A 12,805-nucleotide genomic window follows, 5' to 3' on the forward strand; every position below is an offset into this window, starting at 1 on the left:
TTCGGAGCCGTTCTAATAAGCTAACCCAATGACGTCATTCAGAAACCAGATCGAAGCGCGTTAAGCGCTCGCCATGCTCACAAAAAAAGGCCGCGGGGTCTTTGGGCCTGCGCGGACAGGGTAGGAATGAAACCGACCGATATCGCGGCCCCCGACTACTTTCACAAAGTGGTCGATTGCCAATGGGCCTGTCCTGCACACACTCCGGTTCCCGAATACATCCGACTGATCGCACAAGGCCGCTACAGCGACGCCTACATGATCAATTGGAAATCGAACGTGTTTCCCGGCATTCTGGGACGCACCTGCGATCGTCCGTGCGAGCCGGCGTGCCGGCGCGGACGCGTCGAGGAAACCCCCGTCGCGATCTGCCGCCTGAAGCGCGTCGCCGCCGACTTCAAGGATGACATCAAGCAGCGCCTGCCGAAGCCCACGCCGAAGAACGGCAAGCGCGTCGCGTTCGTCGGCGGCGGTCCGGCCTCGCTGACGGTGGCGCGTGATCTGGCGCCGCTCGGCTATCACTGCACCGTGTTCGACGGCGATCCCGAAGCCGGCGGCATGATGCGCACGCAGATCCCGAAATTCCGCCTGCCCAATTCCGTTATCGACGAGGAGACCGGCTACATCCTGGGCCTCGGCGTCGACTTCAAAGGCGGACACCGCATCGAGAGCATGAAGGCGCTGCTCGCCGAAAAGTACGACGCGATCTTCGTCGGCTCCGGCGCGCCGCGCGGCCGCGAGCTCGACATTCCCGGCCGCAAAGAGGCAGCCGGCAACATCCATATCGGCATCGAATGGCTGGCCAACGTGTCGTTCGGCCATGTCGACAAGATCGGCAAGCGCGTGATCGTGCTCGGCGGCGGCAACACCGCGATGGATTGCTGCCGCACCGCGCGTCGTCTCGGCGGCGAAGAGGTGAAGGTCGTGGTCCGCTCCGGCTTCGAGGAGATGAAAGCCTCGCCCTGGGAGAAGGAGGATGCGCTCCACGAGGATATTCCGATCCTCAATTTCATGGTCCCCGTCGCCTTCGTTCACGACAATGGCAAGCTCACCGGCGTCACCTTCCAGAAGGTGAAGGCCGAATACGACGCCAAGGGCCGCCGCAACCTCGTTCCCTCCGGCGAGCCGGACCAGACCATCGAATGCGACGACGTGCTGGTCGCGGTCGGCCAGGAGAACGCCTTCCCCTGGATCGAGCAGGATTGCGGCATCGAGTTCGACAAATGGCACATGCCCAAGGTCGATCCCAAGACATTCGTCTCGACCAATCCAAAGGTGTTCTTCGGCGGCGACGCCGCGTTCGGCCCGAAGAACATCATCTGGGCGGTGGCGCACGGCCACGACGCCGCGCTGTCGATCCACGAGATGCTGTCGGGCGAGGACATTACCGAACGTCCACTGCCGGACGTGCATGTCTCGTCCCAGAAGATGGGCATCCACGAATGGAGCTATGACAACGACATCTCCGTCGACAAGCGCTACAAGGTGCCGCATCGCGACAAGGTGATCGCGCTGAAGGATATCCGCGCCGAGGTCGAGCTCGGCTACGACGTCAAGCTGGCGCTCGGCGAGGCCGAACGCTGCCTGAACTGCGACGTGCAGACCGTGTTCTCGACCTCGCTCTGCATCGAATGCGATGCCTGCGCCGACATCTGCCCGATGGATTGCATCACCTTCACCGCCAACGGCGAAGAAGGCGATCTGCGCCAGCGGCTCAAGGCCCCCTCGGCGCATCCCGACCAGGACCTCTACGTCTCCTCGGACCTCAAGACCGGACGCGTGATGGTCAAGGACGAGGACGTCTGCCTGCATTGCGGGCTGTGCGCCGAACGTTGTCCCACCGGCGCCTGGGATATGCAGAAATATTTCATCGAGATGACCCACGCAGGTTCGACATGTCCGACAAAAAGCCGATCAGCAGCGTAAACGACTTCGTCGTCCGTTTCGCCAACGTCAACGGTTCGGGCTCGGCCAGCGCCAACGAGATGTTCGCGCGCGCGATCCTGCGTCATGGCGTGCCGGTGTCCCCCCGCAACATCTTCCCCTCCAACATCCAGGGCCTGCCGACCTGGTACGAGGTGCGGGTGACCGAAGAAGGCCATCTCGGCGCCCGCGGCGGCGTCGACATGATGGTCGCTATGAATCCGCAGACCTGGGACAAGGACGTCGCCGGCATCGAGCCGGGCGGCTATCTGTTCTACGATTCCACCAAGCCGATGCCGTCGACCAAGTTCCGCGACGACATCACCGTGATCGGCGTGCCCCTCACCGCCATCACCAACTCGACCTACACCGATCCGCGCCAGCGCCAGCTGTTCAAGAACATCATCTATCTGGGCGCGCTCTCGGCGCTGCTCGACATGGACCCCAAGCTGATCGAGCAACTGATCGGAGAGCAGTACAAGGGCAAGGAGAAGCTGCTCTCCTCCAACGTGCATGCACTGCATCTCGGCCGCGACTGGGCGCTGCAGAATTTGAAATGTCCGATCGGGCTGCGGGTGAAGAAATCCGACAAGGTCGGCGACCGCATCTTCATCGAGGGCAACAGCGCCGCCGCGCTCGGCGCCGTCTATGGCGGCGCTACGGTGTGCGCCTGGTATCCGATCACGCCGTCATCGTCGGTGGCGGAGGCCTTCACCGCGCATTGCAAGAAGTACCGGCACGATCCCGAAACGGGCAAGGCGAAATACGCCATCGTGCAGGGCGAGGACGAGCTCGCCTCGATCGGCATCGTGATCGGCGCCTCCTGGAACGGCGCCCGTGCCTTCACCGCGACCTCCGGCCCCGGCATCTCCTTGATGACCGAGTTCATCGGCCTCTCCTATTTCGCCGAGATCCCGGCCGTGATCATGAACATCCAGCGCGCCGGCCCCTCCACGGGCATGCCGACCCGCACCCAGCAATGCGACATCATCGCCTGCGCCTATGCTTCGCACGGCGATACCAAGCACGTGCTGCTGTTCCCCGAAGATCCCGCCGAGGCCTTCGAGTTCGCGGCGGCCGCCTTCGATCTCGCCGAGCGGCTGCAGACCACGATCTTCCTGATGCTCGATCTCGACATCGGCATGAACCACCGGCTCTGCCGGCCGCTGAAGTGGGACGATGCCAAGCAATATGACCGCGGCAAGGTGATGACCGCGGAGATGCTGGAAGAGGGCCGCGACTTCGGCCGCTATCTCGACGTCGACGGCGACGGCATCCCCTACCGCACCTATCCCGGCACGCATCCGACCAAGGGCTCCTACTTCACCCGCGGCACTTCGCGTGATCGCTATGCGCGCTACTCCGAGGAAGGCTCGGTTTACGCCGACAACATGCAGCGCCTGATGCGGAAGTTCGAGACCGCGCAGGACCTGGTGCCACGGCCATTGCAGGCCAATGCAGAGCGGCCGACCAAATACGGCGTGATCTATTTCGGCTCGACCTCGCCGGCGATGGACGAGGCGATCGGCCTGTTGGAAGCGCGCGGGCATCAGCTCGACCGGATGCGCATCCGCGCCTTCCCGTTCCACTCGAGCGTCGCAAGCTTCCTCGCCGAGCACGACTTCGTCTACGTGGTCGAGCAGAACCGCGACAGCCAGCTACGCCAGCTCATCGTCAACGAGAACGGCATCGACCCGGTGCGTCTGGTGCCGATCGTGCATTATGACGGCTCGCCGATCACCGCCCGTTTCATCGCAAAAGCCATTGGCGATCACCAGGATCACCTCAAGGTGACCCCGCTCCGCAAGGCCGTGTCATGACCTACATCGCAAAACCGAAATTCCATCATCCGGGCCTCAAGAAGAACGAGCTCGGCTACACGCATCGCGACTACGAGGGCAAGATCTCGACGCTGTGCGCGGGCTGCGGCCACGATTCGATCACCGCCTCGATCATCGAGGCCTGCTACGAATTGTCGATCGAGCCGCACCGGGTGGCAAAGATCTCCGGCATCGGTTGCTCCTCGAAGACGCCGGACTATTTCCTCGGCAATTCGCACGGCTTCAACTCCGTGCACGGCCGCATGCCATCAGTGCTGACGGGCGCCAACCTCGCCAATCGCGACCTGATCTATCTCGGCGTGTCCGGCGACGGCGATTCCGCCTCGATCGGCTTCGGCCAGTTCGCGCATTCGATCCGGCGCGGCGTCAACATGACCTATATCGTCGAGAACAACGGCGTCTACGGCCTGACCAAGGGCCAGTTCTCGGCGACCGCCGACCGCGGCTCGAAGAGCAAGAAGGGCGTCACCAACACCGACAACGCCATCGACCTCGTCGCGATCGCGCTGCAGCTCGGCGCCACCTTCGTCGCGCGCTCGTTCTCGGGCGACAAGACCCAGCTGGTGCCGCTGATCGCGGCCGCGATCCGCCACAAGGGCGCATCCTTCATCGACGTCATCAGCCCCTGCATTGCCTTCAACAACCACGCCGGCTCGACCAAGAGCTTTGATTATGTCCGCGAGCACAATGACGCCGTGAACCGGCTAGACGTGCTGGTCGGCCGCGATCCCATCGCCGTCGACTATGCGCCCGGCACGGTGCAGATGGTCGAGCAGCATGACGGCAGCAAGATCGCGCTGCGCAAGATCGACGCCGACTACGATCCGCACGACCGGCTCGGCGCCCAGACCTTCCTCGCGAAGCACGCCGCCAAGGGGCAGATCGTCACCGGTCTCCTCTACGTCGACCCCGACGCGGAAGATCTGCACGAGCACCTCAACACGGTCGAGACGCCGCTCAACTCGCTGGAGGCCGACACGCTGTGTCCGGGCTCGGCCGTGCTGGACAAGATCAACGCCAGCCTGCGGTAATCATTTGTTCCGCGCCGAGGCCGGCGACCTGACGCGGATCGTGATCCTCTCCGACACGATCGGCGGTTGAAACGGATAGTGCTTGGCGTCGCCGAGCACCAGCTGGAGCGTGTGCGTGCCCGGCGCAAGCTCAAGCATGGTTTCGGTCTGCCCTGCGCCGAAATGCAGGTGCGACTTGTCTTGCGGGATCGGCTCATTCGGATCGATGGGGTCGTTGACGTCGACCAGCAGATGATGATGGCCGGCGTTCTGGTAGTCGTCGCCAGCATGCGTCACACCCATGTTACGCAAGCCGAACCGGACCCAGACCCCACCGCGAACCTTCTGCCCGTCATGCGGCGTGATGAAATAGAGCTTGGCGTCCTTGGGCGCAGCTTTGCCCTGCGAACGGGCCGCGCCCGGTAGCAATGCGATCGCCACTACCAGCGCGACACAGGCAATGATCTTCATCAAACTTACTCCAGCACTTATGGACTCAGTGCGACACGGAATCCATGTGTAGGGTAACGAACATTAGTGTCGTAACCATCGCGGTTTGACGGCCGCACATATCTCGAATCGTTCTTCCAGGAACCCGAGCGCAAGACATGAGAGCTGCAGTCGCCGCTGCTCCATGCCGAGCCGTCACCCGGCGCGCCCTGATAGGTCTTATGCCAGCAGTCCTCGACCCACTGATCGATGCCGCCGCCCATGTCATAAAGCCCGAATGGATTGGGCCTGAAGCTGCCGACCTTGGCCGGCTGCTCAGCCGCAAGATCACCGCAATCCTTGCACCCGGCCATGCCCGGCTGGAGCTTGTCGCCCCACCAATATTTGGTCTGCGTTCCGCCGCGCGCGGCATATTCCCATTCGGCTTCGCTCGGAAGGCGGTAAGGCTTCTTCGTCGTCTGCGCGAGCCAGGCGGCATATTGTTGCGCATCGGCCCAGCTCACGTTGCTGACGGGGGCATCGTCCTTGCCGGTGGCCGTGAATCCGCACGCCCCGGCGGCGGCGCACTCGTTCCACTCCCGCACTGTTACCGGAAATTTTCCGATCGAGAACGGCTTGACCGCGACCTGGTGGACAGGTCGTTCGGTCGGGTCATCATTGTTTCCCATCGCGAAGCTTCCGCCGCGAATGGCGATCATCTCGGGTTCGCGAGGCGGCGTCGCCGATGGGCTGGGCGCCGGCGCCGGCGACGGCGAGGGAGGGGCGGAAGCCAATGATGGGGAGGGTTGTGGCGTCTGCGTCGCTGCCTCCTGCGGCAGCGCGGCCGGGGCGGCGGTGGGCGTGGCGGCCTGCTCGTTGATCCTGCCGGGCTGCACCAGCAAATACCAGAGCACGCCGGTCGCGATAATCAGCACCGTGATGGCCAAAAGGAAGATAAGGGTATTTTCGCGCCGCCCTCGCGTCCTGCCGACCGCATCTGCATCCGGCAGCACGCGATAGACACGCACCGGATCGGTGATGTTCTTGACTTTGCGGTCTCCGAGCGACTCATAGCCGCACACCACCTTGTGCTTGATCTGCTCGTAGATCGCGCCCGAGATGTAAACCTGACCAGGCTCCGCAATGCCTTCGATACGTGTGGCGATATTGACGCCGTCGCCGTAGATATCGTCCGGCTCCACGATCACGTCGCCGAGATTGACGCCAATCCGGTATTCGAGCCGCGAATGCTTTGGGAGCGAGGCATTGCGGCCGATGAGGTTCTGCTGGATCACGATGCTGCAGCGAACGGCCTCAACAGGGCTGTCGAAGATGGCGATGAAGCCATCGCCCGTGGTCTTCACCAGACTTCCATGGTGCTCGATGATGCTGGGCTGGATGATATCGCGCTCGATCCGCTTGACGCGAACATGCGTTCCCTCCTCGTCCGCTTGCATGATGCGGCTGTAGGAAGCGATGTCGCCGACAATGATCGCTGCGAGACGGCGAGGCATGGGGCCGTGTGGCGGCGGCTCATCCTGATTGCCGGATCTGAAGTTGCGAATTTCGCCCATGCGGGGGACTCCACACGCTTACAAGGCAGCCCCAGCTTACGACTGCCAAAGGCGGCCGTTTGTGAACGCTACCACATTGTCGAACCGAGACAATGTCGCCGCCATCGCCGACATCGGGTTCCGGAGAAATCAAGGAGTGCATCAGTTGAACCTTCTTGGTGCCATCAATGACTAAGGCCAGGCCTGAGACGACGGCCCGAGTTCGTGCCGGGATAGTCGCGCGGGTGACCGTGCCGAAGGCCTGAACGCAGTGCGCTGGCGCCGCGACTAATGGCAGGCCTGCGCCGCCCTGCCGCGGCGGGCTATTGCCGCCAAGCGCCCGGTGCGATCATGAAGCTTGCTCTTGTCCTCCCGCTTGCCCTTGCCGCATTCATCGGCGCCGCCCAGGCCGAGGAAGGCGACGACATCCGTGAGGCCAGCAAGGCTGAAGCCGAGACCTTCAATGCGCGCATGTATGCGGGCGCCCCCGGCGCAAAAGCCTATGCCTGCTTCGTCCGCCGCTACGATGCCGACCATCTTGCGCGGCATCCGAAGCAGAAGGTCGCCTCGATGAAGCTGTTGATCTCGGCGGAGCTGGACAAGGAGGACAAGGAGCTGCACAACTCCTTCCGGCTCGGCTTCAGGTACCGGCATCGCTCCGGCGACTTCGATTCGAGCGGTTCGTGCAATCACGCTGTGTTCACCAAGGGCGGCAACGAAGTCCGCCTGGGTTGCGGCGTCGACTGCGAGGGCGGCGGCATCGGCGTTGCACTCTCGAAGGACGACAGGTCGGCGATCGTGCGGCTCGAGCGCGTCAGGGTCTGGCAGAACAACAAGCCGGACGACGACGCCGAGCGATCGCTCGTCGGCGGCGCCGACGACAGGATTTTCCGGCTCGATCGCACCGATACCAGCGAATGCGCTTCGCTGGTGACCGACCGCAAGGAACTCGCGGCACTGCGCCACAAGTGATATTCCTTCGGCAAAGTTGGACCCAGTCGAGGGAGATCGCCATGAACCGCCGGAACATCCTGTGGAGCGCCGTCTCGGCGCTGGGCGCAGCGTTCGGCGCCTCGCGTGCGCAAGCCGCGACGGAAGCGGGCGCGGGCAACAAGCTGAAAGTGGTCTATCACCTCAGCGACGCCGAGAAGGTCAACTTCGTGCTCGGCAACATCCAGAACCACATCGACGGGGTCGGTGGCCCCGAACACGTCACGATCGCGCTGGTGATCCACGGTCCGGCGCTGAAAGCGTTTCACGCTGGCCAAGCCAACCCCGATCTCAGCAAGCGGATCGGCGAATTCTCCAAGGACGGCGTCGAGCTCGCCGCCTGCGGCAACACGATGAAGGCGCAGAACGTCACGCTGAAGGAGCTGCTGCCGGGCTTCGTCAGCGCGGAGAAGGGCGGCGTGGTTCGTTTGGCCGAGCTGCAGTCGCAGGGGTATCTGTACTTGCGGCCGTAGGCGCGACGCGCCACGGCGTCCGATACCCCTTGACTTACCCATAACTCCACGGTTATGCATCAATCCATAACTCAAAGGTTATGGATTTTCCATGTCCCCCGCCCCCGATATCCTGTTCAAGACGCTCGCCGACCCCACGAGGCGGGCGATCTTCGAGCGGCTGTGCCGCGAGGGCGAGCAGACGGTCGGGGCATTGACGGTGCGATCCGGCGTTTCGCAGCCGGCGGTCTCAAAACATCTCGGTGCGCTGAAGCAGGCCGGCCTGGTGCGCGACCGCCATGAGGGACGCCAGACCCATTACAGCGCCCAGCCGGGCGCGCTCGATCCGCTGGTCGACTGGACCAGCCAGATGGCCGGCTTCTGGCAGAAGCGGCTCGACGCACTCGATGATCTCCTGAAGAGGATGGACCAATGACTGAAGCCTCAAGCCAGACGCGCTCCGTGGTCGTCGAACGCGAATTCGCGTTTCCGGCCGAACGGCTCTGGCGCGCGCTGACGCAGCCGCATCTGATCGAGGACTGGCTGATGAAGAACGACTTCAAGCCCGAGGTCGGTCATCGCTTCAACCTGCGCGGCGAATGGGGCGGCGTGCTGGACTGCGAGGTGCTCACCCTCGAGCCGCAGAAGAGTCTCGCCTACACCTGGAACTTCGCGCATGAGGACGCCGCCTTCGACCTCAGAAGCGTCGTCACCTTCACGCTGACGCCGACCAGCAGCGGCACGCATCTGCGCGTCGAGCAGGCGGGCTTCAGCCCGACGCAGAAGCAGGCTTTTGGCGGTGCGCAGGCCGGCTGGAAGCAGTTTTTGGCAAAACTGGACGAGGTGCTGGCGCGAGGAGCCTAGCTCTCCGCCCGCGTCTATTTCCGAACATTTTCAAGAGAGGACCTAATGAGCGCGCAGATGTGGATACGGCAAATTCATCGTTGGCTGTCGATGGCTTTCACGCTTGCGGTCATCGCCAACATCGTCGCCATGATCATGCAGCTCCAGGCCGTGTGGATCGGCTTCCTGGCGCTCGTGCCGCTGATTCCGCTGCTCGCGACAGGGCTGTATCTGTTCGCGCAGCCCTATCTCAGCCGCAGCAACGCGTGAGGCGAGAGCATGAAAAAGACCGTGACCGCGAAGAAGACCGGCGCGTCGGACGCGAATGGAGCCTCCCCCTCCAAGCTGATCGACGGCAGGATCAAGGAGCTCGGCGACTGGCGCGGCGACATGCTGGCGCGGGTCCGCAGCCTGATCAAGGAGGCCGCCCCTGATGTCGTCGAGGAATGGAAATGGCGCGGCGTTCCCGTGTGGGAGCATGACGGCATCATCTGCACCGGCGAGACCTACAAGGAAGTGGTGAAGCTGACCTTCGCCAAGGGCGCGGCGCTCGATGACCCCTCAGGCCTGTTCAATTCCAGCCTCGACGGCAATGTGCGGCGCGCGATCGATATTCGCGAGGGCGAGAAGGTCAACGAGAAGGCGTTGAAGGCGCTGATCCGCGCGGCGATGGAGCTGAATGCGAGCAAGGCGAAGAAGAAGCAGGTGAAGCGATCGGGATAGAAGCGCGCGGTGGCATAGCCGCAACGGGAACAGCCCTTCTCCCCTTGTGGAAGAAGGTGGCGCGAAGCGCCGGATGTGGTTCTGTCAACACGGAAATTGCGGAGCGATCCCGCTCACCCCAGTGCGCTCGTATTTACCGGCGTCGCTGCCCTCCCCCCACAAGGGGCGAGGGCACATCAACGCGCCGCTGTCTTGCTCACATCGGCAGGCCCTCACGCCACCGCGGCTGCGATCGGGCGCGGGCTGACGACGTATTCGCGCAGGACCTTGTCGTTGGCATCGACCTCGATCAGCGCGACGTCGTAGGTCCAGAGATCGGCGAGGTGCTGTAGCACGCGCTTGGCGTCGGTCTCGTTGAGCTGCGAGCCCTTGATGACGTGGTGATGCAGGATCAGGCGGCGGTCGCCGGAAAGATCGACGTCGACCACCTCGATATTGGCGTCGATGTAGCCGACATCGTGCTGCCGTGCCAGCTCGCGGCGGACGCGGCGGAAGCCGCGCTCGTCATGGATGGCGTCGACGCGGATGCCGGCACGTTCCTCCGGATCGTCGTGCAGATGGAACATGCGGAAGTGCCGCATCAATTTCGGGCTCAGGAACTGGCCGATGAAGCTTTCGTCGCGGTAGTTGGCCCAGACGTCGCGCAGCACGCCCATCACGTCGCCCTTGCCGGCGATGTCGGGGAACCACTCGCGGTCCTCGTCTTCCGGCTTGGTGACGATCCGCTCGATGTCCTGCATCACGGCAAAACCGAGCGCGTAAGGGTTGAATCCGGAGAACCGCCGGTCGTCGAATTCGGGCTGGAACACCACGTTGGTGTGCGAGCCCAGGAATTCGAGGAAATTGCCGTCGCTGATGCGGCCCTGCTCGTGCAGCTTGGTCATGATGCGATAGTGGACGTAGGTCGCCGTCCCCTCGTTCATCACCTTGGTCTGGCTCTGCGGATAGAAATATTGCGCGATGTGGCGGACGATGCGCAGCAACTCGCGCTGCCACGGAGCCAGGCGCGGCGCGCTTTTTTCCAGGAAGTAGAGCAGGTTTTCCTGCGGCAGCCCGAGCAGCTTGCGGCGGCGCTCGATGCTGAGCGCGGACCGGCTCTTGGCGGCGCCCTTGGGGACGGTGCGCCAGAGGTCGTTGAACACCTCCTCCTCGTGCTGGCGGCGGCGCCCTGCCCGCTTCTCCTCGACCCGCAAATCCAGCTTCTTCTTGCCGGGATAGCGGTCGATGCCGTGCGACATCAGCGCGTGCGCGGCGTCCAGCGTGCGCTCGACCTCGACGCGGCCGTAGCGTTCCTCGCATTGCATGACATAGGTCTTGGCGAAGTCGAGATAATCCAGGATGCCGTCGGCGTCGGTCCACTGCTTGAACAGGTAATTGTTCTTGAAGAAGTGGTTGTGGCCGAAAGCGGCGTGCGCGATCACCAGGGTCTGCATCGTCGCCGTGTTCTCCTCCATCAGATAGGAGATGCAGGGCGAGGAGTTGATCACGATCTCATAGGCGAGCCCCATCAGGCCCTTGCGATAGGACGCCTCGTGATAGGCGAATTGCTTGCCGAACGACCAATGCTTGTAGAACAGCGGCATGCCGACCGACGAATACGCGTCCAGCATCTGCTCGGCGGTGATCACCTCGATCTGGTTCGGATAGACGTCGAGCCCGAGATCCTTCAACGCCACCGCCTCGCAGGCATCGGTGATGCGCTGCAATGTGTGGAAATCCCAATCCGCGCCTTCGAACAATCGTTCAGTCATGGAGCGGCCTTCTCCTGGGCAGTTTCGCGGCGCTGGAACAGATCGTGGAACACCGGGAAGATCTCGCTGCGCTCGGAGACCTTGCGCATCGAGAGCGGTGCGCCGCCGTTGCGCAGGCGCTCATAGAGGGTCCAGAGCGAGGAGTCGGAGAGATCGAAGGCGCTGCCGCCGGACTCCCCGACCTCGAGATAGGCAAAGAACTGGCAGACCGGCAGGATCTTGTCGGTCAGCAGCATGCCCGTCAGCTCGCCGTCGGAATAGGAATTGTCGCCGTCGGAGGCCTGCGCGGCATAGATGTTCCAGTCCGACGGGTTGAAACGCTCGCGCACGATCTCGTGCATCGCCTGCAGCGCGCTGGAGACCAGCGTGCCGCCCGAGGCCGGGCCGTAGAAGAAGGTCTGCTCGTCGACCTCCTCGGCGCGGTCGGTGTGGCGGATGAAGACGATCTCGACATGCTTGTAGCGGCGCTTCAGGAACACGTAGAGCAGCATGTAGAAGCGCTTGGCGAGATCCTTCATGTGCTCGGACATCGAGCCGGAAACGTCCATCAGGCAGAACATCACCGCCTGCGCCACCGGCCGCGGCACCTTCTCGTAGCGGCGATAACGGATGTCGAGCGGGTCGATGAAGGGAATACGCTTCGATTTCGCCTTCAGTTTTTCGAGCCGAGCCACCAGCTCCACGCGCTCGTCCTCGTCAGTGCAGGCGGCGATCGCGGCCTCCAGCTCCTCGATCTCGTCCTTGCTGGGACGCTTGAGCGCGATGCGGCGGGCGAGCGCGAGCTTCACCGTCCGGCTCACCGAGATATTGGCGGGCGAGCCCGAGGTGGTGTAACCGGCGCGCTGGATGCCCTCGCTCTCGGTCTGCGCGATCTTGCGCTTGGCGAGATCGGGCAGCTCGAGATCGTCGAGGAAGAGATCGACGAACTCGTCGCGGGAGAGCACGAAGCGGAACGCATCCTCGCTGTCGCCTTCGCCCGGGCCGGAATCCTTGGCGCTGCCCTGCCCGGAGCGCTGCAGATAGTCGCCCTCGATGAACTTCTTGTTGCCGGGCAGCACCATGTCGCGCGTACCGCCTTCGCGGCGAAAGCGCGGCTCGTGCATGCCGTCGAGGGGGATCGTGACTTCGCCCCCCTCCAGGACGTCCTTGATGTCGCGTTCCTGCGAGGTCTTCTTGACGGCGCCCTGCACCAGGGATTTGGCCCGACGCAAGAACCGCTGGCGGTTCTCAAGACTCTTGCCGCCTGGATTCAGGCGCCTGTCAATAATGTGAATGGGCACTTTACCATTC

Annotated in this window: 13 protein-coding genes; 9 read left to right on the top strand and 4 right to left on the bottom strand. The window is 63.4% G+C overall.

What is annotated here, in order from left to right; genetic code table 11:
* The first annotated feature begins 126 nt into the window (after positions 1-126).
* Genes AC0WRY_RS28400 through AC0WRY_RS28410 form a run of 3 tightly spaced genes read left to right on the top strand, consistent with a single transcriptional unit; the run spans position 127 to position 4,795 of the window.
* Positions 127-1,926, top strand: a complete 1,800-nt coding sequence (locus AC0WRY_RS28400; RefSeq protein WP_491121970.1) for an FAD-dependent oxidoreductase — start codon at positions 127-129, stop codon at positions 1,924-1,926.
* Entirely contained in the window at positions 1,896-3,743 is a 1,848-nt protein-coding gene (locus AC0WRY_RS28405; protein WP_194404059.1) for a 2-oxoacid:acceptor oxidoreductase subunit alpha, read from the top strand. The genes AC0WRY_RS28400 and AC0WRY_RS28405 overlap by 31 nt, the downstream gene beginning before the upstream one ends.
* Positions 3,740-4,795 carry a 2-oxoacid:ferredoxin oxidoreductase subunit beta gene (locus tag AC0WRY_RS28410; RefSeq protein ID WP_211416187.1) on the top strand — a complete coding sequence of 352 codons (1,056 nt, stop codon included), beginning with the start codon at positions 3,740-3,742 and terminating at the stop codon, positions 4,793-4,795. Before AC0WRY_RS28405 ends, AC0WRY_RS28410 begins: the two co-directional genes overlap by 4 nt.
* Here the strand turns inward: AC0WRY_RS28410 and AC0WRY_RS28415 are convergent, their stop codons facing one another.
* Together AC0WRY_RS28415 and AC0WRY_RS28420 are read right to left on the bottom strand one after the other, a co-directional pair.
* A complete protein-coding gene (locus AC0WRY_RS28415) occupies positions 4,796-5,245 on the bottom strand; it encodes a DUF4399 domain-containing protein (protein ID WP_491121972.1) in 450 nt (149 codons plus the stop codon).
* A gap of 17 nt (positions 5,246-5,262) precedes the next feature.
* Positions 5,263-6,777 (bottom strand): SUMF1/EgtB/PvdO family nonheme iron enzyme, encoded by a 1,515-nt coding sequence (locus AC0WRY_RS28420; RefSeq protein ID WP_211416185.1) that lies wholly within the window; start codon positions 6,775-6,777, stop codon positions 5,263-5,265.
* A gap of 330 nt (positions 6,778-7,107) precedes the next feature.
* Between AC0WRY_RS28420 and AC0WRY_RS28425 the strand changes: the two genes are divergently transcribed.
* The 6 genes from AC0WRY_RS28425 to AC0WRY_RS28450 all read left to right on the top strand — a co-directional run bounded on the left by AC0WRY_RS28425 (position 7,108) and on the right by AC0WRY_RS28450 (position 9,764).
* A complete protein-coding gene (locus tag AC0WRY_RS28425) occupies positions 7,108-7,728 on the top strand; it encodes a hypothetical protein (protein WP_491121974.1) in 621 nt (206 codons plus the stop codon).
* A 41-nt stretch (positions 7,729-7,769) separates the two neighbouring features.
* Complete coding sequence (locus AC0WRY_RS28430) at positions 7,770-8,219, top strand: DsrE family protein (protein ID WP_194404064.1); 450 nt, start codon at positions 7,770-7,772, stop codon at positions 8,217-8,219.
* A gap of 91 nt (positions 8,220-8,310) precedes the next feature.
* A complete protein-coding gene (locus tag AC0WRY_RS28435; protein ID WP_491121977.1) occupies positions 8,311-8,634 on the top strand; it encodes an ArsR/SmtB family transcription factor in 324 nt (107 codons plus the stop codon).
* Positions 8,631-9,062, top strand: a complete 432-nt coding sequence (locus AC0WRY_RS28440; protein WP_491121979.1) for an SRPBCC family protein — start codon at positions 8,631-8,633, stop codon at positions 9,060-9,062. Before AC0WRY_RS28435 ends, AC0WRY_RS28440 begins: the two co-directional genes overlap by 4 nt.
* 45 nt (positions 9,063-9,107) lie before the next feature.
* On the top strand, positions 9,108-9,311 hold the full coding sequence (locus tag AC0WRY_RS28445) for a hypothetical protein (RefSeq protein ID WP_211416182.1): 204 nt from the start codon (positions 9,108-9,110) through the stop codon (positions 9,309-9,311).
* Between the two features lie 9 nt (positions 9,312-9,320).
* On the top strand, positions 9,321-9,764 hold the full coding sequence (locus AC0WRY_RS28450; protein WP_491121981.1) for a DUF1801 domain-containing protein: 444 nt from the start codon (positions 9,321-9,323) through the stop codon (positions 9,762-9,764).
* A gap of 212 nt (positions 9,765-9,976) precedes the next feature.
* Here the strand turns inward: AC0WRY_RS28450 and AC0WRY_RS28455 are convergent, their stop codons facing one another.
* On the bottom strand, positions 9,977-11,515 hold the full coding sequence (locus tag AC0WRY_RS28455) for a SpoVR family protein (RefSeq protein ID WP_194404069.1): 1,539 nt from the start codon (positions 11,513-11,515) through the stop codon (positions 9,977-9,979).
* Positions 11,512-12,789 (bottom strand): YeaH/YhbH family protein, encoded by a 1,278-nt coding sequence (locus AC0WRY_RS28460; RefSeq protein WP_211416608.1) that lies wholly within the window; start codon positions 12,787-12,789, stop codon positions 11,512-11,514. The genes AC0WRY_RS28455 and AC0WRY_RS28460 overlap by 4 nt, the downstream gene beginning before the upstream one ends.
* Positions 12,790-12,805: the final 16 nt, after the last annotated feature.

It is taken from the genome of Bradyrhizobium sp. T-12 (assembly GCF_058314695.1).

Bases quoted from the DNA above. Each gene is read 5' to 3' on its own strand.
- AC0WRY_RS28400 (WP_491121970.1), top strand. From the start codon at position 127: ATGAAACCGACCGATATCGCGGCCCCCGACTACTTTCACAAAGTGGTC.
- AC0WRY_RS28405 (WP_194404059.1), top strand. From the start codon at position 1,896: ATGTCCGACAAAAAGCCGATCAGCAGCGTAAACGACTTCGTCGTCCGT.
- AC0WRY_RS28410 (WP_211416187.1), top strand. From the start codon at position 3,740: ATGACCTACATCGCAAAACCGAAATTCCATCATCCGGGCCTCAAGAAG.
- AC0WRY_RS28415 (WP_491121972.1), bottom strand. From the start codon at position 5,245: ATGAAGATCATTGCCTGTGTCGCGCTGGTAGTGGCGATCGCATTGCTA.
- AC0WRY_RS28420 (WP_211416185.1), bottom strand. From the start codon at position 6,777: ATGGGCGAAATTCGCAACTTCAGATCCGGCAATCAGGATGAGCCGCCG.
- AC0WRY_RS28425 (WP_491121974.1), top strand. From the start codon at position 7,108: ATGAAGCTTGCTCTTGTCCTCCCGCTTGCCCTTGCCGCATTCATCGGC.
- AC0WRY_RS28430 (WP_194404064.1), top strand. From the start codon at position 7,770: ATGAACCGCCGGAACATCCTGTGGAGCGCCGTCTCGGCGCTGGGCGCA.
- AC0WRY_RS28435 (WP_491121977.1), top strand. From the start codon at position 8,311: ATGTCCCCCGCCCCCGATATCCTGTTCAAGACGCTCGCCGACCCCACG.
- AC0WRY_RS28440 (WP_491121979.1), top strand. From the start codon at position 8,631: ATGACTGAAGCCTCAAGCCAGACGCGCTCCGTGGTCGTCGAACGCGAA.
- AC0WRY_RS28445 (WP_211416182.1), top strand. From the start codon at position 9,108: ATGAGCGCGCAGATGTGGATACGGCAAATTCATCGTTGGCTGTCGATG.
- AC0WRY_RS28450 (WP_491121981.1), top strand. From the start codon at position 9,321: ATGAAAAAGACCGTGACCGCGAAGAAGACCGGCGCGTCGGACGCGAAT.
- AC0WRY_RS28455 (WP_194404069.1), bottom strand. From the start codon at position 11,515: ATGACTGAACGATTGTTCGAAGGCGCGGATTGGGATTTCCACACATTG.